This window comes from Rhizobium sp. BK098 (assembly GCF_014193155.1).
Lineage (GTDB): Bacteria > Pseudomonadota > Alphaproteobacteria > Rhizobiales > Rhizobiaceae > Rhizobium.
This window is the reverse complement of the sequence record NZ_JACHYY010000002.1, coordinates 658,193-679,654: the sequence shown is the minus strand read 5'-3', so window position 1 is coordinate 679,654 and position 21,462 is coordinate 658,193. Positions and strand designations below refer to the sequence as shown.

Here is a 21,462-nt window from a genome sequence, read left to right as displayed (position 1 = left end):
AGGCGGGCGCTCAGCGCCCGCCTTTTGTTTTGTGTCCTCAATCCCTTGAGACAATTCTCTCGAATGCAGTGGGATGGGGCGGGTCTTTGGCAAGCAATTGGCGGATTTCTTCGGCACAGGCCTCGGGGCTATTAACCGAAGTATCGACTTCCAGATCGTAGATCCCCGGTCGGTGGACCTCTTCCTGCCATGCAATGACCGGCGCGGGGATGGGCTTATCCGCTCCGACAGCAACGTAAGTGCCCTGTCTTTCCGGTCCTTCCGCCAGCCGCCGCTGCAGCACAACATCGAGGGGGCAGCGTACGCCGACGAACAGGACGGGCAGACCTGCCAGAAGCCGGGCGCAGTCGGGGAGAATGCCGAGCGGTTGCGAATAGCTGTCGTGATGACCGAACTCGGCGATGACATTGAGCCCCATGCGGCTATGCGCGGCGATCGACGCATAGAGTGCGGCATAAAGGCGCCCAACCAGCGGCTCAAGATCAGGCCGCTCGCCGCCGGGACGCAAGCCGATACCAGGACGGTAGCGTGGAGGCGTGATATGCCGCACATAGACGTCGACGCCGAGATTGAGCCAAACGCCCTCGAAATCAGCCTGTATCGCCTCAACAATGCTGCTTTTTCCGGATCGCGGCGCGCCATTGAGAATGATGATCTGACCAAGAGGCGAGCCTTCGCTGGTTACCATGAATCCAATCCTTTCTGCATGCTTTTCCCGGGCTGCTGGCGCGGCGTATCTGCGCTTTTCGATTGGACGAACGCGCACATCGCGGTTACTGATAGTGACAGGGGCGAGATCGATAGGTTAGCCCGCAATGGCAGACTGATCGAGACAGAACTTTGACCTCAGAGCAAGACAAGACGCCGGACAAGACATCCCATAGCGACAGCGCTCTCTTTGCACCCGTCGATCCGTTCAAGGTCGGCATACAGGGATGTTGTCCGCGTTGCGGTCAAGGCAAGCTCTTCGACGGATTATTGTCGCTGAAGCCGCGCTGCGCCGCCTGCGATCTCGATTACGCCTTCGCCGATGCAGGCGATGGTCCTGCGGTCTTCGTCATCCTGATCGTCGGCTTCATCATCATCGGTTCGGTCTTGTGGATGCAGATCAATTATGCGCCGCCAATCTGGGTCTACATAGTGCTGTTCGCTCCGCTGACGATCATTCTTTCGCTATTGTCCCTGCGCTGGTGCAAGGGCATCCTGATCGCCCTGCAATATCGCAATAATGCAGCCGAAGGGCGCGTCCACCGTGATTGAGACTGCAGTGCCTGTGCGCCGCGCCAATCCCCTGTGGCAGATCGCCAAGGCACTGCTTCTGCTCGTTGCGTTCGTCATCCTGATCGGGCTCGGCACCTGGCAGGTCGAGCGACTGCAGTGGAAGGAAGGCCTGCTGGCCGATATCGCCGCGCGCAAGGATGCACCCGCCATACCTTTGTCGGCGATCGAGGCCATGGCGGCATCCGGCGGCGACATTGAGTATCGCGTCGTCACGGCGACTGGTCATTACCTCAACGACAAGGAGCGACATTTCCTCGCCACCCACGATGGCGATCCCGGCTATCACATCTACACGCCTTTGCAGCTCAACGATGGCCGCTTTATTTTCGTCAATCGAGGCTTCGTCCCCACCGAGGCGAAGGACCCCGAAAAGCGCAAACAGGGTGAATTGACGGGTGAACAGACCGTTATCGGCCTCGCTCGGGCAAAACTCGTGGACCGGCCCGACGGTATGCCGGACAATGATCTCGGCAAGAACATCTTCTTCTGGAAGGATCTGGACGCCATGGCCTCCAGCGTCGGCCTGCCGAAGGACAAGGTGCTGTCCTTCTTCATCGACGCCGACAAGACGCCCAATCCGGCAGGTCTGCCGATCGGCGGCGTCACCATCATCGATCTGCCGAACAATCACCTGCAATATGCGGTGACCTGGTATGGGCTGGCAGCGGCGCTGGCAGCGATCGTCGCCATATCCTGGTGGCGCAAGCGCCATCCGGACGCGCCCCGACAATAGAGGCATGCAATAGAATAGCTTCATTTCGATGGAATATTCGGCTAGAGCATGATCCCAAAAAGTGCGCAGCGGTTTTTAGATAAGATCATGCGGACTGAATGGAGCAGGCGGCAGGGCAGCCCTATCTATGGCTCAGCCATCGTCGCGCATTTCGGAAGAGATATGAACATAGCTGTTTCCAAACCTGACCTGACCATCCGGCTCTGCGGGCCGCGCGGCTTCTGCGCCGGCGTCGACCGCGCCATTCAGATCGTCGTTCTGGCACTGAAGGCCTATGGCGCGCCGGTTTATGTCCGCCACGAGATCGTCCATAACCGCTATGTCGTCGAGGGGCTGGAGGCCAAGGGCGCCATCTTCGTCGAGGAGCTGGATGAAATCCCGGCCGAACATCGCGCCCAGCCCGTCGTCTTCTCGGCGCATGGCGTACCGAAATCCGTGCCGGCCGATGCCGATGCGCGCAATCTCTTCTATCTCGATGCCACCTGTCCGTTGGTTTCCAAGGTGCACAAGCAGGCCATGCGCCACAATCGTCTCGGCCGCCACGTCGTCCTGATCGGCCATGCCGGCCATCCGGAAGTGATCGGCACGATGGGCCAGCTGCCCGAAGGCGCCGTGTCATTGATCGAGACGGTCGAGGATGCCGATGTCTACGAACCCGCCGATCCCGATAATCTCGGTTTCGTGACGCAGACGACGCTCTCGGTTGACGATACCGCCGGCGTCATCGCGCGGCTGCAGGAGCGCTTCCCCAATCTCACGGCACCGGCTGCCGATTCGATCTGCTACGCCACGACGAACCGCCAGGAAGTAGTGAAGGAAGCCGCTCCGGGCTGCGATCTCTTCATCGTCGTCGGCGCGCCCAATTCCTCCAATTCCAAGCGTCTCGTCGAAGTGGCGCTCCGGGCAGGGGCGAAGAAATCCGTGCTTGTCCAGCGCGCCTCGGAGATCGACTGGGACAATATCGGCGATATCAAGACCGTTGGCCTCTCGGCTGGTGCATCTGCGCCAGAAGTCATCGTCAACGAGATCATCGAAGCTTTCCGCGCTCGCTATAATGCCGTGGTGGAACTCGCTGAAACTGTGAAGGAAACGGAGAATTTCCTCGTCAATCGCGAGCTTCGCAGTATAGAGCTGACGACAGCAGACATGGCTTTCGTCAACGGCGAATAGCCGACCCAAGGCGCTCAAGTTCAGGACTGTTTCGTGGCCGTTTATACCGATATTACCGAAGACGATTTGAAGTGGTTCCTGACCGAATATGATGTCGGCGAGTTGCTCTCCTACAAGGGCATTGCCGAAGGCGTCGAGAATTCGAACTTCCTGCTGCATACCAGCCGCGATCCGCTGATCCTGACGCTCTATGAAAAGCGCGTCGACAAAGGCGACCTGCCGTTCTTCCTGGGGCTGATGCAGCATCTCGCAAGCCGCGGCCTGTCCTGCCCGCTGCCGCTGCCCCGCCGTGACGGCGAATTGCTTGGCCATCTCTCCGGCCGCCCTGCCGCCCTGATCTCTTTCCTTGAGGGCATGTGGCTGCGCAAGCCCGAGGCGCATCACTGCCGCGAAGTCGGCAAGGCGCTGGCCGCCATGCATATTGCCGGCGAGGGTTTCGAGATCCGTCGCCCGAATGCGCTATCGCTCGAGGGCTGGCAGACGCTGTGGGAAAAATCCGAGGCACGCGCCGACGAAGTCGAAGCCGGTCTGCAGAACGAAATCCGCAGCGAACTCGATTTCCTTGGAAAGCATTGGCCGAAGAGCCTGCCCGAGGGTGTCATCCATGCTGATCTCTTCCCGGACAATGTCTTCTTCCTCGGCGATACGCTGTCTGGTCTGATCGACTTCTATTTCGCCTGCAACGACCAGCTCGCCTACGACGTCTCGATCTGCCTGAACGCCTGGTGCTTCGAGAAGGATCACGCCTACAACATCACCAAGGGAATGGCGCTGCTGGAGGGCTATCAGAGCGTGCGGCCGCTGAGCACTGCCGAAATCGCCGCATTGCCGACGCTTGCCCGCGGCTCGGCCCTGCGCTTCTTCCTGACCCGACTTTACGATTGGCTGACGACCCCGGCCGGCGCAATGGTCACGAAGAAAGACCCGATCGAATATCTGCGCAAGCTGCGCTTCCACCGCCAGATTGCTTCAGCCGCGGAATATGGGCTGAAGGCATGAAGCACGTCGATATTTTTACCGATGGCGCCTGCTCGGGCAATCCCGGTCCCGGCGGCTGGGGGGCGGTGCTCCGCTATGGCGAGGTTGAAAAGGAGCTCTCCGGTGGCGAGGCGGAGACGACCAACAACCGCATGGAGCTGATGGCGGCGATCTCGGCACTCGGTGCCCTGAAGAGCCCATGCGAGGTCGATCTCTATACCGACAGCGTCTACGTCAAGGATGGCATCACCAAGTGGATTTTTGGCTGGAAGAAAAACGGCTGGAAGACCGCGGACAAGAAACCGGTGAAGAATGCCGAGCTCTGGCAGGCGCTGGACGAGGCTTATAACAGGCACAAGGTGACGCTTCATTGGGTCAAGGGCCATGCGGGACACCCGGAGAACGAGCGGGCCGACGAGCTGGCGCGCAAGGGCATGGAGCCTTTCAAGAGGAAGTAGTTCCGCTGGCGATGAGCCTGGACTCGCCGCGCCGGCCTCGAAGCGATCACATCAAGATGTGATCGAGCGCGCTTCTCACCCGTAGCTTTTCGGCAGCAGAGAGAGGCAAGATCGGGCGCGGCGGATCAATCCTGCAAAGATCGAGCGCTTCCGCAATCGCATACATCACACGGAAGCTGCCGAACTCTTTGAACAGGCTCCATAGCGGCTGGAATTTCTGATCGAGCCGTTCGGCTCCGGCGGTGTTGCCTGCTTGGGCCGCCCTTGTGAGCGCCAGCGCTTCGACGGGCAGAAGGCCGGCGACGACGCTGTACCAGGCGTCGGCACCGGCTAGCAGTCCGGCCGCCGCTCCCCAGTCGCCGCTATAGCCAATGGAGAAATCCTTTGGCGTTTCCTCGCGCAGAAGTGCCATCTCTCCTTTGAAATCGTTCTCCGGCGGCAACGGCATCTTCACCGCCGTGATATTCGCCACTTTTGCTAGCCGCGTAATCAGCGCATGACTGAATGTAAATTTCGTCGTTCCGGGATTGTTGTAGATGCAGAGCGGCAGATCGCCCGCATCCGCGACTGAGACGAAGTGCTGGTAGACCTCTTCCTCCGTGAGTGGAGTATAGGACATGGGGGCCAGCAGCAGCCCATCTGCGCCAGCCGTCTTGGCATCACGCGCCAATACCTGAGCTTCGTCGGTTCGCAGCGCTCCAACCCCAACGATGACGGGGATCTTGCCGCCGACGCTTGTCATTGCCGTCTGTACGGCCCGCCGGCGCTCATCGCGTGACAGGAAGGCGTAACCGCCGGTACTGCCGAGCAACCCGATGGAATCAACGCCCGCCAGTTGGATGCGTTCGAGCAGGCGGGCGAGCACTACAATATCAACGTGTCCGGAAGCATCGGTGGGGGTAATCGGAAAGGCCGAAAGGCCGGTAAAGAGTGTCACGATTGTTTCCTTCTCTGTCAGGCTTCGACCAGCGATAGCGCTCGAAAAGCAGAAGCTGAAATCGTCCTACGCTGAGCGTCGTGTGACTGTCCATGAATATGCCGCAGAAATCATACTCCGCGCAGCAGCTTGGTGGCGATCATCCACATCGTAAGAGCAATGAGCGTTTCCAGAATGCGCCAGGACGCGGGTTTCGCGAAGATCGGCCTCAGCCACCTCGCGCCAAAGCCGAGCGAAAAGAAGAACAGAAAGGAGCCCGTCATGGCACCCGCTGCAAATGAAGCCTCGTTCCCCGGAAACCGGGTCGAGATCGTGCCAAGCAATACGACAGTATCGAGATAGACATGCGGGTTGAGCCAGGTGAGCGCGAGGCACATGGCGAGCGTCTGCCGGAAGCTCGATGACTTCGCCTCTCCGGCGGCCAGCACCGCGGACGAACGCAAGGCGGAGTAGAGGCTCCTGGCTCCATACCAGATGAGGAAGGCTGCCCCGGCATAGCGCATGACAGGATCGAGCCAGGGCAGTAGCGCCGAGATCTGACGGAAGCTCGTCACTCCGAGCACGATGAGCGCTGCGTCGGAGAGCGCGCATGCAAGGCACACGGCGAATACATGCTCGTTGCGAAGGCCCTGACGCAGGACGAAGGCGTTTTGCGCGCCGATCGCGACAATCAGGCTGAGCCCCATCATCAGGCCGGTTAGATAGATCGAAAAATTCATGCTCAGAGCAATTCCAGGAAAAGTGCGAAGCGGTTTTCCGTCCGGAATTGCGCAAGAACGAAAGGCTCTAGCGAAATACTCCAAAACGAATGAGCATTTCCGGTATCGGCATGTTAAGACTTAGGCTACTTAATGTTGCTAATCCAGATTAAGAAAAACTAATCTATGCTCGACTATTCCGCTCTCCGTGCCGTTTCCATGGTCGTCCAGACCGGCAGCTTCGAAAAGGCGGCAGCCATTCTTAACGTCACGCCTTCGGCCGTCTCGCAGCGGGTGAAGCAGCTTGAAGAACGCCTGGGCATCGTCCTGATCGTCAGGGGCAATCCCTGCACCGCGACGGAAAAGGGCGAATGGCTCTGCCGCCATATGGAGAATGTCGGCATGCTGGAAGACGAGCTGTTCGGACGTTTGCCGGCGCTCGTCGATCCCGGCGAGCCCAAACAAAGGGTCACACTTCATATTGCCACGAATGCCGATAGTCTCGGGACGTGGTTCGTAGAAGCCATATCCGGTTTTGCCAAACGCTCTTCCTATCTGCTGAATATCGCCATCGACGACCAAGATCATACGGCCGAATGGCTGCAGCGGGGGCGGGTGATCGCGGCCGTCACCGGCCTGGAAAAGCCAATTCAAGGCTGCCGGCGTATGTCCCTCGGCGCGCTTCGCTACCACGCGACGGCAAGCCCCGCTTTCATTGCCCGGCATTTTTCAAAAGGTGTTACCCCGGAAGCGATCCAGAACGCGCCGGCCCTGACCTTCAACCAGAAGGACAGGCTTCAGAGCCGCTGGATACGCCAGACATTCGGAGAGGATTTTGCCTATCCGAGCCACTGGCTGCCTTCGACACAAGGCTTCGTCGATGCCAGCCTTGCGGGCATGGGATGGGGCATGAATCCCATCCAGCTTGTTCGGGAGCATCTGAAGGCCGGGCGCTTGGTCGAGCTGATCCCCGACACGCCGCTGGACATTCCATTATATTGGCAGGTAAATCGTCTCGCCGCGGACCGGCTTGCGGAATTGACACGCGAAATCACTGCAACAGCCAAAGCCCATTTGTCAGCGTGAGCTGTGCTTCGAGCTGAACGCGTTGTCATTCGCCTCGCTGTCGGAACGCAATGTTCGCGAATTGATGCCTTGCCCGGTTGCCCTTTCCCTCTATGCTGCCGCCGACTTCCAGGGAGATTGCATTATGATCCTGCATTGCGTTTTTCTTAGACTCAAGTCCGCCCTGCCACAGGACGAGAAGGCGGCGCTCTTCGACTCCGTCGTGGCCTTGCAGAAGGTCATTCCGGGTATTGTTGACGTGAAATATGGGCCGAACGTCTCGCCTGAGGGCCTGCATGGTGGCTTCGCCGATGGATTTGTCGTCACCTTCGAGAGTGTCGAGGCGCGCGATGCCTATCTGGTGCATCCCGATCATGTCGCCGTCGGCGAGCGGATCGTTTCGTCCACGGACGGCGGTCTGGCCGGCCTGATGGTCTTCGATTTCAACATTTAAGTGAGTGATCGCAGGCAGTGTACGCCTGCGACCATACTCCTTGAATGATCAGCTCGACTTCGCCATGGCTGTGGCGAGTTGATCAACGTTATAACGGAACATTTTTTCGTAAGTCGAAGCTGGTCCGTTGGCCTTTGACAGCGATTCGACATAGAGCTCACCGCCAGGCTCGGCGCCGGTTGCCTTGGCGACCTGCTTGACGAGGCGCGGATCGTTCGAGTTTTCGAAGAAATAGGTCTTCACATGCTCGGTCTTGATCTGCTCGATCAGCTTGGCGACGTCGGCAGCCGATGCTTCCGTTTCAGTGGAGGCGCCGAGCGGCGAGAGGAAGCTTACCTTGTATTCGCGGCCGAAATAGCCGAAGGCATCATGGCTGGTCAGCACCTTGCGGCGATCGTCGGCGATCTTGTCGAACTTGCTGTGGGCATAGGCATCAAGCTCGGTCAGCACCTTGGTATAGCGCTCGGCATTGGCCTTGAAGTCAGCCGCATCGGCCGGATCCGCCGCAGAAAGCGCCTTCTCGATATTGGCGACCCAGACCTTCACATTGACCGGGCTGTTCCAGACATGCGGATCGGTGACCGTCTTGCCGTCGTCGACCATGGTGCGCGTGTTGATGCCGTCTGAGGCGACAACAGGCGTTCCCTTGTAGCCGGATGCGCTGATCAGCCGGTCCATCCAGCCTTCCAGCCCTTCGCCGCTGACGAAGACGACCTTGGCGGCGTTCAGCGTCTTGGCATCGGCCGGCGAGGGCTCGAATTCATGGGGATCGCCGTTCGGGCCGACGAGGCTCGAGACCTTCACATGGTCGCCGCCGACATGCTTGACCACGTCGGCAAGCACGGTGAAGGACGCGACCACATTGAGGGTTTCGGCGGAAGCCGGTGCGGCGACGCCGAAGGCGACGAAGGCTGCTGATGCCGCCGAGAGAAGCAGTCTCTGTTTGTTCATGCGAGTCTCCTTGTTCGGATTAGCCCCGGAGATGGGGACGGGGGAAGAACCGCCGGGCAAGGCCCGAGGGCGCGAAGAGAATGGAGAAGCCGTAGATCAGGCTGGCGGTGATGATGATGGTCGGGCCGGAGGCAAATTCGAGGTGATAGGAGGCGATGAGGCCGATATAGCCCGACGCCATCGCAGTACCCGTCGCGATTATCATCATGGCAGGCAGGCTGCGCGACCATAGCTGCGCCACGGCGGCCGGCAGCATCATCAGCCCGACGGCCATCAGCGTACCGAGCGCCTGGAAGCTGGCGACGAGATTGAGCACCACCAGCAGCAGGAACAGGAAGTGATAGAGCGGTCCCCGCCCGCCGACGGCACGCAGGAAACCGGGGTCGAAGCATTCCACGACCAGCGGCCGGTAGATGACAGCGAGAGCCAGCAGCGTCACCGTCGTAATCGCACCGATCTGGTAGAGAGCCGGCGCATCGATTGCGAGAATGGTGCCGAAGAGCACATGCAGCAGATCGATATTGGAGCCACGCAACGACACGATAAGAACGCCAAGCGCCAGCGAGGTCAGATAGAAGCTGGCAAAGCTCGCATCCTCCTGCAGTACAGTCGCGCGGCTGACGAGGCCGGACAGCAGCGCCACCGAAAGGCCGGCGATAAGACCGCCGAGCCCCATGGCGGTCAGCGAAAGAGAGCCGGCAATGAGATAGCCGATAGCGGCACCAGGCAGGACGGCATGGCTCATGGCATCACCCATCAGGCTCATGCGCCGGAGCATCAGAAAGACGCCGATCGGGCCGGAGCCAAGGCCGAGGCAGACGCAGGCAATCAGGGCGCGCCGCATGAAGCCGTAGTCCGCAAAGGGTGCGAGGAAGATGTCGTAGACGGTCATTCGGCCGGCTCCCGCTTCACGAGGCCGCCTTCGTCATGCTCTTCTTCGGGCAGGCATGTCGCGGCCTCCTCGTCCCAGCGCTCGGCCATGGCGCGCGCCTTGATGAGGTTCCTTGGGCTCATGACATCCTCCGTCCTGCCCCATCCCACGAGTTCGCGGGCGATCAGCAGTGTCTCGGGAAAATAGCTTCGCACCTGCTCGAAATCGTGCAGGACGGCGATGACCGTGCGTCCCTCCCGGTTCCATCGCAGCACGAGTTCGAGAAGATCGCGCGTTGTCCGCTGATCGATGGCGGTGAAGGGTTCGTCCAGGAGAATCACGCGGGCATCCTGCAGCAGTAGCCGCGCGAACAGCACGCGCTGGAACTGGCCCGCTGAAAGCGAGCCGATATGCCTTTTTTCGAAGCCCGAAAGTCCGACGATGCCGAGCGCCTCTTGCGCCCGCTCGGCATCCTTGCGCGAGAACCGGCCAAAGGCGCCACCATTCTTCCAGGCGCCGAGCATGACAGTATCGGCCACCGAAATTGGAAAGCGTCTGACGATATCAGCCGCTTGCGGCAGATAGCCGAAATCGTTGCGCGTTAGCGCCCCGCGATCGATCGAGCCTTCCGCCGGACGCAGTTCTCCGACGATCGCCTTGAGCAAGGTCGACTTGCCGGCACCGTTCGGCCCGGCAATCGCCGTCAGGCCGCCGGCGGCAAAGCCGCCCGAGATGTGGTGAACGGCCGGATGGCGTTCATAGGTAACGGTGAGATTGTTGAGGCGGATCAGATCGTTCATGCCAGCGCCACCGCCCAGCCGATAGCCGCCCAAAGCACAGCAATGCCAACCGCTACATAGGCCAGGCGCATCAAGGCCGAGCGCCCCATGAGGGACGACGCGAAGGGATCACGATCAAAAGGCATTTCGGGGCTTTCAATTATGTAATAACATAACACGTTGTAACCGATGAAATGAGGCGAAAAAGAGGCGAAGGGTGAATTGAGGGTTTTGACTACCGGTAATTGGCGCTCTCCACCGTTGATGCTATACATAGCGCATTATCTGTTATTCGATGGTTCATCGAGGCAGCAGGAGGTGACACATATGAATGTTTCTATCGGTGAACGCTGGGAAAAATTCGTTGAGAAAACCGTGGAAGAGGGGCGTTACAGCTCCGCCAGCGAAGTTGTGCGCGAAGGTCTCCGGCTCGTAGAGGAGCGTGAGGCGAAAATAGCAGCGTTACGGCGTACTCTGGAAGCATCGATCGATCGTGGGGGCGATATATCTGACGAGGAGCTTGGCGCCGCTTTGGAAGCCAAGGCTGCCGAACTGGCAAAAGAAAGCCATTGAGTGCCTCGGCTTCGTTATACAGCCGCCGCTCAGGATAACATCCTGGATATTCTTGTATTTATAACGCGTCAAAGCGGCAGCCCAAAGGTCGCTTTGAAATTCACAGGAGAGCTACGCCGCAAGTGCGCAAGTCTTGCGGCCCTACCCGGTCAAATGGGCCGCCTAAGGCCGGAACTGAGAGACGATATGCGAAGCTTCGCATTTCGTGGGTATGTAATCTTTTTCCGCTATGTTGAGGATGTTTTCGAGGTTTTGAATGTGCTCGAAGGACATCGAGATTTCGATACTCATTTCAATGAGGAAGAATAAAACAAAGGGCGCTTTTGAGGCGCCCTGTTTCTTCCGTCCATCAAAACCCTAAAGCTGCTCGATCATCGCAGCGGCGCCTGAAACCGTTGCCTGGCCGGGACTTTCCTCGATATTCAGCGTCTTCACCACGCCGTCTTCCACCAGCATGGAATAACGCTTGGAGCGAATGCCAAGGCCGCCGGCGGAAAGATCGGCTTCAAGACCAAGCGCCTTGGTGAAGGAGCCATCCCAGTCGGCGAGGAAATGGATCTTGCCGAGGCCACCGGACGATTGTGCCCAGGCGCCCATGACGTGCCAGTCATTGATGGAAACGACGGCGATGTCATCGATGCCCTTGGCAAGAATGGCGTCGCGGTTTTCGAGAAAGCCCGGCAGGTGATTGAGCGAGCAAGTGGGCGTAAACGCGCCGGGAACGGCGAAGAGAACGACGCGCTTGCCGGCAAAGAGCTGCTCGGTGCTGATCTCGACCGGGCCGTCGGCGGTCTTTTCCTTGAAGGTTGCGGCAGGCAGTGTGTCGCCGATCGCGATGGTCATGGCTCTCTCCTTGGGTCGTGTTTCGGGGCGCTCGAATGGTCGCCGATGGCTTGAAGACGGTCAGGGAACTATAGGCCGCGCCTATTCAAGTGCAAGGGTGGTTTCCATCGCCCGATCGCCATCGACGACGAGGATGCCCCAGCTCTTGCCCTTCGGACTATAATCCTTCGGCAGCTTGCCGATCTCGATATCGGCGGAGAAGGCGGTTCCCTCCCGCTTTGCATTTGCTTGCTGAAAGAACACATAGCCTGACGGCCCCGTGACGTAGATTTCAGGTGCCTTTCCACTCGCTTCCGGCAGTGTCAGCTGCAGCGAAAGGCTCTTGGCGTCGGCGGAGATCTGATGGCTCTGGATGGCGAAATCCGCAGAAGGAGCTTGGGGCAGCATCGCCTTTGCCGCATCGAGCAAGGCCAGCTCACGCGAGGTCGGCTGTGCATTGGCCGGCAAGGGCAGGGAGTATTCGGCCTGAAAAGGGATGCAGATATCCTTGCAGAGGCCGATGAAAGCTGTCAGCTCAAGCTTTTCCGGCGCCTTGCCGGCGACGCGAAGATCGAGCGGAAACGTCACCGGCGCGTCGTAGCCGATTTCCTGGATAGGGCCGACGCTGATCGGTTTTGGTGCCGGGTAGGCCGCCCTTTCCAATGTCACGCCGCTGCCAGGTGCCGGCGTAATTTGCGGTGGAATTCCACCCTGACCTGGCTCGCGCCAATAAGTGATCCAGCCCGGCTCCGGTTCGATCTGCAAGGCGGCGCGGATATGCCCTTCGGCGTCCGGCGCCAGCGCGATCAGACGCATCCTGCCGCCCTCATTGTCTACCCAGTCGCTCGTCGCGGCATGGACTGCCGAGGCGCTGAAAAACAAAGTAGCGAGAAGGGCCGACAGCCGGCCAACGGTACTGAATTCGATCATGCGACAAGGATTTAGCCGATTGAGTTGCCTGGAGCCAGCACGGACGAAGAAGCAAATGATCATTTTCAGTTGATTGATTTATGACATTGCCCCATCTTGATTACAGGCGGTGCAGTTGCGGACTGCGGTCAGGAGGCACGATGTCCCTATCGACGCTGAAGAATAGACGCGAAAGAGGTTTTCTCGACGGTCAGTTCCTGATCGCCATGCCGGGCATGGAGGATCGGAACTTCCATCGAACGGTGATTTATATCTGCGCCCATTCCGATGCCGGTGCCATGGGCTTCGTCATCAATCGGTCTCAGAAGCTGACATTCACCGATGTTCTGCTGCATCTCGAAATGATCAAGGACGACGATGCCATCGTGTTGCCGCAGAGGGCGCGCGATTTCCCCATCCAGACCGGCGGCCCCGTCGAAAGCGGCCGCGGCTTCGTTCTGCATTCGGACGATTACATCAGCGACAGCAGCATTCCGGTCAGTGATGACATCAGCCTGACGGCGACGCTCGACATCGTGCGGGCGATTTCCAAAGGGAGCGGCCCGAAGCGCGCCACCATGTTGCTCGGCTATGCCGGCTGGGGGGCTGGCCAGCTCGAAGCCGAGATCGGCAATAATGGCTGGCTGAACTGCCCGGCAAACGAAGAAATGATTTTCGATCGCAGCCTCGACAATAAATATGATCGCGCGCTGGCTCTGATGGGCATCAATCCTGCGATGCTGTCGCTGCAGGCGGGCCATAGCTAAGCCGAGTTGCGTTACTTTGGAACGAAATAGCTGTGGTGACGTTTTCCTGACAGAGCATCGGCAATTCCGCCGGGCCAGACCAGGAGGCGCCAGATATGAGCAGCACGACCGACAAGGTATCCGGTAAGGTGAATGAAATCGCCGGCAAGGCAAAGCAGGCAGCCGGCAAGGCAACCAATGACAGAGAAATGCGCGCGAAGGGCGCCGCCCAGGAAGCTAAGGGCAAGGTGCAGACCGCCGTTGGCAAGGCCAAGGATAAGGTCAAGGGCGCAGTCGACCGGATGTGACTGCTGAATTTTTCAAATCCATGGTCGCCGCTCCATCGGAATTGATGTTGTAGCGGCGATATTGGGAGGAAGGGCCTGTTACGGAAACGTGGCAGGCTCTTTACTATCGGCCAAGGATTTTTCGAGGGGAGACATGCGGCTTTTCACTTGTGACCATTGCGGCCAGCCCGTCCACTTCGATAACAGGCAGTGCGTGCGTTGCGGCCATCAGCTTGGTTTTATCCCCGACCGCTTGGCGATATACGCCTTGGAAGCTGAAAATGCTGACAGCTGGCATCCGGTGTCCGAGCCGGCACAACACGTTCGGTTCTGCGCGAATGCCGAACTCGATATATGCAATTGGCTGATCGATGCGGACGACCCGCAACCCTATTGCGTCGCCTGCCGGCACAATCGTCTCGTGCCGAACACCGGCACGGAACAGGGCATAGACCGCTGGCGGCGCATCAGTCAGGCGCAGCGGCATTTGTTTTATTCGCTTTTGCGCTGGAACCTGCCGCATCCCGACCGTCAGCAGGACCCCGAAGGTGGGCTCGTCTTCGACTTCCTCGAGGACGAGGTGCAGGGCGATACCGTGGTCCCCGCGATGACGGGTCATGAGGAGGGACTGATCGCCATCCGTGCCGCCGAGGCGGACGATGTCACGCGCGAACAGGCGCGCACCTCGATGAACGAGCCTTATCGCACTTTGCTCGGCCACTTCCGCCATGAGACTGGCCATTTCATCTGGAACAAGCTTGTCCGCGACCGCGGGCAATTCGATGCCTTTCGCGCCGTCTTCGGCGACGAGCGCGCCGATTATGGCGCAGCGCTTCAGGCTCACTACGAGAACGGGCCACCGGCGAATTGGCAGGAAAGCTTTATCAGCGCCTATGCCAGCTCCCATCCCTGGGAGGATTTTGCCGAATGCTTCGCGCATTATCTGCACATCGTCGACACGCTGGAAACGGCACGCTCCTTCGGCGTGGTGATCGATCCCCATCGCTATCATGACATGGCGGCCGAGATAGATTTCAATCCTTACAGGGCGGAAAGCGCCGAGCAGCTCGTCAGCGCCTGGATCCCTTTGAGCGTGGCGATCAACTCCATCCAGCGCAGTATGGGGCAGCCGGATTCCTATCCCTTCATTCTCTCGCCGCCCGTGGTCGCTAAGCTCGACTATATCAGGGAGTTGATCGACAGCGCGTGATCGAATGCTCAGGCGCGCTTCGTCAGCGGAAAGCGTTCCTTCAGCAGGCGTATCACCGAATCCGAACCCATCGGCGGGCCGAAGATGAAGCTCTGGCCGTAGCTGCAGCCGATCTTGGCGAGCTCCAGCGCATCCTCTTCCGATTCGATGCCTTCGGCGACCACGCGCATGTTGAGTTCACGCGCCATGGAGATGACCGAACGCAACAGAACCGCCTTCTTGTCGCTATCGTCGCGGACCATCGCCTTGTCGAGCTTGATCGTATCGAAGGGGAAACGGGTGAGGTAGGCGAGAGAGGAATAGCCGGTGCCGAAGTCGTCGAGCGCCAGGCCGATGCCGGCATCTCGCAGCTTGTCGAGCACGAGCCGTGCCTGTTCCGGATTTTCCATCACCTGCGATTCCGTCAGCTCCAGCTTGATCCGGTGCGGATCGCAATGGGTTTTGGCGAGCAGGGCGCGGATATCGTCGTAAAGCTCGTTGTTGAGCAGCTGGACGCTGGAAAGGTTGATGGAGACGAACAGCGGCAGGTCGCCGGTCTGTCGCTGCCATGCCATCAGGTCATTCGTTGCCTGCTCGAGCGCAAACATGCCAAGCGGGCCAATGATATCGGAAGCCTCGGCGATCGGGATGAATTCCGATGGCGGAATATTGCCGCGCTTTGGATGCTCCCAGCGCATCAGCGCCTCGAAGCCGGCAACCTCCGCATCTTCGAGCCGAACGATCGGCTGATAGACGAGCGAGAGTTCCTTGCGTTCGACGGCCCGGCGCAAGTCGGTTTCCAGCTGCAGCCGGTCCGTCCCGAAGCTTCGGAAGGCCGGCTGGAAGGGTTCGACACGATTGCCGCCGGCGCGCTTGGCGCGGTACATGGCGAGCTCCGCATCGCTCAGCATACCAGTCGCATTCTCCTGCTGATCGACCCAGGACGTCAGTCCGACCGAAGCCGTCAGGATGATCTCGCGGTTGGCGAAATTGATCGGCACCATGATTGCCTTGCTGATTGCATCGGCGAAGTCGGCGACCTTGGCTGGATCGCGTTCGGAAACGAGGATGAGGCCGAACTGGTCGCCCGAAAGGCGAGCGAGCGTATCCTGCGGCTTCATCAGCCGGCGAAGACGTCGCGTCAGCGCGATGAGAATATTGTCACCAGCGGCAAAGCCAAGGGTATCGTTGACGAGCTTGTACCGGTCGATATCGATAACGATGACCGTCGGCCTGAGCTGATTGCCATCCGAGGCAAGTGTTAGAACCGCCTGCAGGCGATCGAGGAAGACTTGGCGGTTCGGCAGTCCCGTGAGATTGTCGTGCACGGCGTCGTGCAGCAGCCGCTCGATCGAATTCTTCTGCTCGGTGATGTCGACGATCGTACCGACGCAGCGAATGATCTCGCCGTTGGAACCAAGGACCGGCCGGGCGCGGATCGACAGCCAGTGGAAATGCCCGTCTTCGGCGCGAATGCGGAATTCATGGTTCAGCCGGCCGCGTCGATGTTCCAGAAGCACGTCGAGCGTCGCGCGGAAGCGGTCGCGATCGTCGGGATGCAGCCGCGGCAGCCAGTTGCGCGCAGCGCCGTGCATGGTGCCGGGAGAAAGGCCGAGCTTCATCGAGATATCGGGCGTCGTCACCACGCGGTCGCGCGCCACGTCCCAATCCCAAACGGTATCGCCGGAGCCGGTGAGCGCCAGGGATTGCCGTTCCAGATCCGAGAACAGGCCCTGCTGAAATGCGCCGCCGGCAAAGGCGTGCTGCATGACGGTGAAGCCGATCAGCAGGACGATGAGAACAAGGCCGCCGCCGAGTGCCGGCTGGATGATGTCGTTGTCGAGCTTGCCCATGACGGTCATCCAGGCCCCGAACAGCCAGACGAGGATCAGCGCCCAGGCGGGCACGAGCAGGATGGCCCGATCATAACGGCTGAAGCCGAGATAGATGATAAGCAGCAGGCCTGCCGTCGCGGTCAGCGCCAGCGACAGCCGCGCGATGCCGGCGGCAATCGACGGATCGTAGATCGCCACACCGAAGAGCAGCGCGAGACCGAGTACCCAGGCAAGCGTCACATAGCCGAGATGGGCGTGCCAGCGATTGAGATTGAGATAGGTGAACAGGAAGATCACCAGGCTCGACGCGAGCGCCACCTCCGCACAGGCGCGCCATATTCGCTGGTCGCTTGACGTGATGCTGATGAGCTTGCCGAGAAAGCCGAAATCGACGCAGATATAGCCGAGCACCGCCCAGGCAAGCGCCGCCGTCGCTGGCAGCATCGAGGTTCCCTTGACCACGAAAAGGATGGTCAGGAACACCGCCAGCAAGCCGGCAATGCCGAGCACGATGCCGCGATAGAGCGTGAAGGCGTTGACCGTATCCTTGTAGGCGTTCGGTTCCCAAAGATAGAGCTGCGGCAGGTTTGGTGACGAAAGTTCGGCAACGAAGGTGACGACCGCGCCGGGGTTCAGCGTGATGCGGAAGACATCGGCTTCGTCGCTCGGCTGACGATCGAGCGCGAACCCTTCGCTCGGCGTGATCGCGACGATGCGCTGCGAGCCGAGATCCGGCCAGAAGACTTTCGAATTCACCAGGCGGAAATGCGGGGCGACGATGACGCGCTCCAGCTGCTCTTCGGACACATTAGCCAGTGCAAAGACGGCCCAGTCACCCTGATGGTTCGGCGAAGAGGATCGTACCTCAATGCGGCGTCGGATGCCGTCGGTGCCTGCGGCTGTAGAGACCTGAAAGGCTTCTCCCTGATTGGTATAGATCTCCGTCGTCGCCGTCAGGTCGAGAGCGGTATCGTCGCGCGAGATCTTCACAGGCTCGGCTGCGTCAGCCACTCCGGTGAGCAGCAGCAACATCACGGCTGCGAGGGTTGCGATCAGCGCGCATAGCCGCCGGGCCATCGGCCACGTCTGCATGATTCCGGCGATCATCGCTGGTCGAAGCTTCGGTTCGGGTTGGTGTCGGATGCCAACCTTGAAAACATCACATGGTCGCGCCACTGACCGTTGATTTTAAGATAACCGCGCAAATGACCTTCCCGTTGGAAACCGGCTTTTTGCAAAAGCCGCATGCTACGCTCGTTATCCGGAATACAGGCTGCTTCAATTCGGTGCAACTCAAGTCCGGAAAAGATATAGGGTATAACCAACTGAAGTGCGGCGAACATATGGCCCTGACCGGAGTAGCGCTCGCCCATCCAATACCCGATCATGCAGCTCTGCGCGGCACCTCGGCGAATATAGCCGATCGTGATGCCGCCAACCAGCGTCGTGTTTTCCCTGAGAAAAATGAAGAGCGGTATGGCCTGGCCGGAGCTGTATTCCTGTTTGCCCCGAATGATGCGCGCCCGATAGGCGGCTTCGGTCAGCTCGTCATGTCGCCAGGTAGGCTCCCAAGGTTCCAGAAAACGGCGGCTTTCAGCCCGAAGCCTGTGCCATTGGTTGAAATCGGAGTAGCGCGGCAGCCGCAGCAAATAATTGTCGTTTTCGAGTTCAACCGCGTCCGAATGACGTGAGAGAAACCGAAAGACAGATTTTTGCATGCCGCCAAGCACTCCCCCGAGAATTGCACCCATAGGCCTGCGGCGTGCCCTTAGCCGCTTGCGCTTCTGGAAGCAGGGACCGGCGACGACAGCGAAGTGACGATGTCCTCAATCGGCGCGAGCTGCTCCAGCGGCCCGATCGCAGAAAGCGTCGGTACTGTATCGAAGAACAGGCGGCCGGCAAGATCCGTCAGACGCTCGATCGTAATACCTTCCAGGCGCTCCAGCATCTCCTGGTTCGGGATGGGGCGGCCATAAAGCATCATCTGCCGGGCGACCTGGCCAGCGCGAGCGGCCGGGCTTTCCTGGCCCATCAGCAGCTGCGCACGGATCTGGGCGCGGGCGCGCTCGATTTCCTGCTGCTGAATGTCATGGGAGGATTTGTGCAGCTCGTCGACGATGACGGGCAGCAGTTCCGGCAGGTTCTCGCCACCGGTCGCGGCATGGATGCCGAAAATGCCGGTATCGGAGAAGCCCCAATGGAAGGCATAGACCGAATAACAGAGGCCGCGGAATTCGCGCACTTCCTGGAAAAGGCGCGAGGACATGCCGCCGCCGAGGATGTTAGCGAGAATCTGCGAACAGTAGAAATCGCGGGTGTGATAGGCGCGACCTTCAAAGCCGAGCAGGATCTGCGCATCCATCAGGTCGCGCGTTTCGCGAATGTTGCCGCCGATATAACGCGCCGGTTCGATAACGGGCGGAGCGGACGGTTTGGTCGGAAGGCTGGAGAAGCGCTCCTCGACCTGACGCACGAAGCTTTCATGGTCGACAGCGCCTGCCGCCACCACGAACATGCGGTCGGTCGTATAGTTGCGGCCGAGATAATGGCGGATCTGTTCCGGCGAGAAGGAGACGACTGTTTCCGGCGTGCCGAGAATGGCGCGTCCCAGCGTCTGACCGCGATAGGCGACCTCGGAAAACTTGTCGAAGACGACATCGTCGGGCGTGTCGTTGGCGGCATTGATTTCCTGCAGGATGACCTGCTTTTCGCGCGCCAGCTCTTCCTCGTCGAAGGCTGACTCCGTCAGGATATCGGCAAGGATATCGACGGCGAGCGGCACATGGTCCTTCAGCACGCGGGCATAATAGGAGGTGGTTTCCGTCGAGGTGGCGGCGTTGACTTCGCCGCCGACATTCTCGATTTCCTCGGCGATCTGCCGGGCCGTGCGCCGCGCCGTACCCTTGAACGCCATATGCTCGAGCAGATGCGCGATACCGTGTTCTGCTTCGGTCTCGTTACGCGAACCCGACTTGATCCAAACTCCGAGAGCCACGCTTTCGAGGTGTGGCATCGATTGGGTCGCTACTGTCAGCCCGGACGCTAGCCGGGTGCACTCCACTGTCATCGCCTGTCTTTCCGCGTCTGCTATTCGCCGGTCCGGATATGCTTGCCGATAAAGCTTTCGACGGCTTTAAGTTCCGGATCGAGAATGTCGAAACGCTCCTCCCTGGTCATCAGACCAGCAAGCCACGTCGGAAGCGCCGGGTCAATACCGGATGCGGATTTTACTGCGGCAGGGAATTTTGCCGGGTGGGCGGTCGCCAGCGTCACCATCGGGCTGCTGGGACGCTCGTTCTTGTTCGCAATGAAGACGCCGATCGCCGTATGCGGATCGAGCAGATACCCCGTATCGGCAAGGGTTTTGCGGATCGTTTCGGCCACCTGCTTCTCGCTGGCGCGGCCGGCGCGGAAGTCCTTCTTGATGAACTTCAGAGCCTCTTCGCTGACCGAAAATCCGTTCGACTGCTTCAGGCTTTCCATGGCGGCGCGCACCTTGGAGGCGTCCCGACCGTTCGCTTCGAACAGGAGCCGCTCGAAGTTGGAGGATATCTGGATATCCATCGACGGCGAGGTCGTTGCCTTGACCGAGCGCATCTCATAGCGGCCGGTCTTCAGCATGCGTGCCAGGATATCGTTCTCGTTGGTGGCGATGACCAGCTTTTCGATCGGCAGGCCCATGCGCTTGGCGACGTAACCGGCGAAAATATCTCCGAAATTGCCTGTTGGCACAGTGAACGAGATTTTCCGGTCAGGACCGCCAATGGCGACAGCTGTCGTGAAATAGTAAACCACCTGCGCCATGATTCGCGCCCAGTTGATGGAATTGACACCCGAAAGCTTGACCGTGTCGCGGAAGGCTGCATCGTTGAACATGGCTTTGACGAGGTTCTGGCAATCGTCGAAATTGCCCTTGATCGCCAGAGCATGCACATTTGCTGCCGTCGAGGTGGTCATCTGCCGCTGCTGTACCGGCGAGACTTTTCCATGCGGGAAGAGAATGAAGATATCGGTGCGCTCGCGTCCGGCAAAGGCGTCGATTGCAGCGCCGCCGGTATCGCCCGAGGTTGCGCCGACAATGGTAGCTCGCTGGCCGCGCTTCTCCAGCGCATAGTCCATCAGCCGCGCCAGCAGCTGCATGGCGACATCCTTGAAGGCGAGCGTCGTGCCATGGAAAAGCTCCATGACAAAGCTGTTCGCTCCCGTCTGGACGAGCGGTGCCACGGCCGGATGCCGGAAGGTGGCATAGGCATCGTCGATCATGCCGCGGAAGACATCGGCCGGGATTTCGCCGTTGGTGAAGGGCGAAAGGACGGCGAAAGCGACATCCTGATAGCTTTTGCCGCGGAACGCGCGGATTTCCTTCTTCGTCAGGACAGGCCATTCACGGGGAACATAAAGCCCGCCATCACGAGCAAGGCCGGCCAGGAGGGCGTCGCAGAAGCCAAGGGCAGGGGCTTCTCCCCGCGTTGAAATGTAGTCCACGGTCTAGAATTCCTTTGGTCGCAAAATTGCCTGAGTGATCGATTGAGAGGGTAGAGGAACGAAGCGACGGCGGCCGGTCTTTTTGCGTCGGATCAGCCGCGTGGTTTTCGCGTTTGCGCAAGGCGCGTGGGATCAGCGCCGGGCGGATGCCGTTTGTGGCAATCTGTCGATCTCGAAAAGTGAGCCAAAACGGTGTCTACCCAATCGATTTTTCGCTGCGTCGCTGGTATAGACCATCGCC

25 protein-coding genes are annotated in these 21,462 nt (G+C 59.7%); 12 read left to right on the top strand and 13 right to left on the bottom strand.

The annotated features are described in order from the left end of the window. Window positions 1-37: 37 nt before the first annotated feature. Window positions 38-688 (bottom strand): chloramphenicol phosphotransferase, encoded by a 651-nt coding sequence (locus FHT73_RS08230; protein ID WP_183710867.1) that lies wholly within the window; start codon window positions 686-688, stop codon window positions 38-40. Between the two features lie 152 nt (window positions 689-840). Here FHT73_RS08230 and FHT73_RS08225 point away from each other — a divergent pair, with 152 nt between their 5' ends. From FHT73_RS08225 to rnhA, 5 genes are all read left to right on the top strand, one after another. Then, window positions 841-1,260, top strand: a complete 420-nt coding sequence (locus FHT73_RS08225) for a DUF983 domain-containing protein (RefSeq protein WP_183710865.1) — start codon at window positions 841-843, stop codon at window positions 1,258-1,260. Next, window positions 1,229-2,014, top strand: a complete 786-nt coding sequence (locus FHT73_RS08220) for an SURF1 family protein (protein WP_246712049.1) — start codon at window positions 1,229-1,231, stop codon at window positions 2,012-2,014. Before FHT73_RS08225 ends, FHT73_RS08220 begins: the two co-directional genes overlap by 32 nt. 162 nt (window positions 2,015-2,176) lie before the next feature. Continuing rightward, window positions 2,177-3,184: a 4-hydroxy-3-methylbut-2-enyl diphosphate reductase gene (gene ispH / locus FHT73_RS08215; RefSeq protein ID WP_112412432.1), complete on the top strand. Its 1,008-nt coding sequence runs from the start codon at window positions 2,177-2,179 to the stop codon at window positions 3,182-3,184. A 33-nt stretch (window positions 3,185-3,217) separates the two neighbouring features. Beyond that, window positions 3,218-4,183 (top strand): homoserine kinase, encoded by a 966-nt coding sequence (locus FHT73_RS08210; protein WP_183710861.1) that lies wholly within the window; start codon window positions 3,218-3,220, stop codon window positions 4,181-4,183. Continuing rightward, a complete protein-coding gene (gene rnhA / locus FHT73_RS08205) occupies window positions 4,180-4,620 on the top strand; it encodes a ribonuclease HI (protein ID WP_095434161.1) in 441 nt (146 codons plus the stop codon). Before FHT73_RS08210 ends, rnhA begins: the two co-directional genes overlap by 4 nt. Before the next feature lie 46 nt (window positions 4,621-4,666). Here the strand turns inward: rnhA and FHT73_RS08200 are convergent, their stop codons facing one another. Next, on the bottom strand, window positions 4,667-5,557 hold the full coding sequence (locus tag FHT73_RS08200) for a dihydrodipicolinate synthase family protein (RefSeq protein WP_183710859.1): 891 nt from the start codon (window positions 5,555-5,557) through the stop codon (window positions 4,667-4,669). Between the two features lie 110 nt (window positions 5,558-5,667). After that, window positions 5,668-6,276 (bottom strand): LysE/ArgO family amino acid transporter, encoded by a 609-nt coding sequence (locus FHT73_RS08195; RefSeq protein WP_112605912.1) that lies wholly within the window; start codon window positions 6,274-6,276, stop codon window positions 5,668-5,670. A 165-nt stretch (window positions 6,277-6,441) separates the two neighbouring features. Here FHT73_RS08195 and FHT73_RS08190 point away from each other — a divergent pair, with 165 nt between their 5' ends. Together FHT73_RS08190 and FHT73_RS08185 are read left to right on the top strand one after the other, a co-directional pair. Further along, window positions 6,442-7,341: a LysR family transcriptional regulator ArgP gene (locus tag FHT73_RS08190; protein WP_112605909.1), complete on the top strand. Its 900-nt coding sequence runs from the start codon at window positions 6,442-6,444 to the stop codon at window positions 7,339-7,341. Window positions 7,342-7,465: 124 nt separating this feature from the next. Continuing rightward, window positions 7,466-7,774 (top strand): Dabb family protein, encoded by a 309-nt coding sequence (locus FHT73_RS08185; RefSeq protein ID WP_112335715.1) that lies wholly within the window; start codon window positions 7,466-7,468, stop codon window positions 7,772-7,774. 48 nt (window positions 7,775-7,822) lie between these two features. Here FHT73_RS08185 and FHT73_RS08180 read toward each other — a convergent pair whose 3' ends face one another. Genes FHT73_RS08180 through FHT73_RS08165 form a run of 4 tightly spaced genes read right to left on the bottom strand, consistent with a single transcriptional unit; the run spans window position 7,823 to window position 10,650 of the window. Next, window positions 7,823-8,725 (bottom strand): zinc ABC transporter substrate-binding protein, encoded by a 903-nt coding sequence (locus tag FHT73_RS08180; RefSeq protein ID WP_183710857.1) that lies wholly within the window; start codon window positions 8,723-8,725, stop codon window positions 7,823-7,825. 19 nt (window positions 8,726-8,744) lie between these two features. Continuing rightward, on the bottom strand, window positions 8,745-9,617 hold the full coding sequence (locus tag FHT73_RS08175) for a metal ABC transporter permease (protein WP_112605906.1): 873 nt from the start codon (window positions 9,615-9,617) through the stop codon (window positions 8,745-8,747). Further along, the gene (locus FHT73_RS08170) at window positions 9,614-10,396 is read right to left on the bottom strand and encodes an ABC transporter ATP-binding protein (protein ID WP_112605903.1); all 783 of its coding nucleotides are present in this window, start codon (window positions 10,394-10,396) and stop codon (window positions 9,614-9,616) included. Before FHT73_RS08170 ends, FHT73_RS08175 begins: the two co-directional genes overlap by 4 nt. Then, on the bottom strand, window positions 10,393-10,650 hold the full coding sequence (locus tag FHT73_RS08165; RefSeq protein WP_183711140.1) for a hypothetical protein: 258 nt from the start codon (window positions 10,648-10,650) through the stop codon (window positions 10,393-10,395). The genes FHT73_RS08170 and FHT73_RS08165 overlap by 4 nt, the downstream gene beginning before the upstream one ends. Before the next feature lie 52 nt (window positions 10,651-10,702). Between FHT73_RS08165 and FHT73_RS08160 the strand changes: the two genes are divergently transcribed. Then, window positions 10,703-10,948, top strand: coding sequence for a type II toxin-antitoxin system ParD family antitoxin (locus tag FHT73_RS08160; protein WP_112605900.1), 246 nt, complete (start codon window positions 10,703-10,705; stop codon window positions 10,946-10,948). Further along, window positions 10,949-11,257 carry a type II toxin-antitoxin system RelE/ParE family toxin gene (locus FHT73_RS08155; protein WP_112605897.1) on the top strand — a complete coding sequence of 103 codons (309 nt, stop codon included), beginning with the start codon at window positions 10,949-10,951 and terminating at the stop codon, window positions 11,255-11,257. 48 nt (window positions 11,258-11,305) lie between these two features. Here FHT73_RS08155 and FHT73_RS08150 read toward each other — a convergent pair whose 3' ends face one another. Both FHT73_RS08150 and FHT73_RS08145 read right to left on the bottom strand, forming a co-directional pair. Then, complete coding sequence (locus FHT73_RS08150) at window positions 11,306-11,791, bottom strand: peroxiredoxin (RefSeq protein ID WP_112335510.1); 486 nt, start codon at window positions 11,789-11,791, stop codon at window positions 11,306-11,308. An 81-nt stretch (window positions 11,792-11,872) separates the two neighbouring features. Continuing rightward, on the bottom strand, window positions 11,873-12,700 hold the full coding sequence (locus tag FHT73_RS08145) for a protein-disulfide reductase DsbD domain-containing protein (protein WP_183710849.1): 828 nt from the start codon (window positions 12,698-12,700) through the stop codon (window positions 11,873-11,875). 140 nt (window positions 12,701-12,840) lie between these two features. Here FHT73_RS08145 and FHT73_RS08140 point away from each other — a divergent pair, with 140 nt between their 5' ends. From FHT73_RS08140 to FHT73_RS08130, 3 genes are all read left to right on the top strand, one after another. Then, the gene (locus FHT73_RS08140; protein WP_112335511.1) at window positions 12,841-13,446 is read left to right on the top strand and encodes a YqgE/AlgH family protein; all 606 of its coding nucleotides are present in this window, start codon (window positions 12,841-12,843) and stop codon (window positions 13,444-13,446) included. A 95-nt stretch (window positions 13,447-13,541) separates the two neighbouring features. Beyond that, the gene (locus tag FHT73_RS08135) at window positions 13,542-13,733 is read left to right on the top strand and encodes a CsbD family protein (protein WP_112397964.1); all 192 of its coding nucleotides are present in this window, start codon (window positions 13,542-13,544) and stop codon (window positions 13,731-13,733) included. A gap of 133 nt (window positions 13,734-13,866) precedes the next feature. After that, window positions 13,867-14,922 carry a putative zinc-binding metallopeptidase gene (locus FHT73_RS08130; protein ID WP_112605887.1) on the top strand — a complete coding sequence of 352 codons (1,056 nt, stop codon included), beginning with the start codon at window positions 13,867-13,869 and terminating at the stop codon, window positions 14,920-14,922. 8 nt (window positions 14,923-14,930) lie between these two features. Here FHT73_RS08130 and FHT73_RS08125 read toward each other — a convergent pair whose 3' ends face one another. The 4 genes from FHT73_RS08125 to thrC all read right to left on the bottom strand — a co-directional run bounded on the left by FHT73_RS08125 (window position 14,931) and on the right by thrC (window position 21,221). Then, a complete protein-coding gene (locus FHT73_RS08125) occupies window positions 14,931-17,768 on the bottom strand; it encodes an EAL domain-containing protein (RefSeq protein ID WP_246698936.1) in 2,838 nt (945 codons plus the stop codon). Between the two features lie 71 nt (window positions 17,769-17,839). Then, window positions 17,840-18,454 (bottom strand): GNAT family protein, encoded by a 615-nt coding sequence (locus FHT73_RS08120; RefSeq protein ID WP_015339080.1) that lies wholly within the window; start codon window positions 18,452-18,454, stop codon window positions 17,840-17,842. A gap of 50 nt (window positions 18,455-18,504) precedes the next feature. Further along, window positions 18,505-19,803, bottom strand: a complete 1,299-nt coding sequence (locus FHT73_RS08115; protein ID WP_183710846.1) for a pitrilysin family protein — start codon at window positions 19,801-19,803, stop codon at window positions 18,505-18,507. Between the two features lie 20 nt (window positions 19,804-19,823). Next, complete coding sequence (gene thrC / locus FHT73_RS08110; protein ID WP_112412421.1) at window positions 19,824-21,221, bottom strand: threonine synthase; 1,398 nt, start codon at window positions 21,219-21,221, stop codon at window positions 19,824-19,826. Window positions 21,222-21,462: the final 241 nt, after the last annotated feature.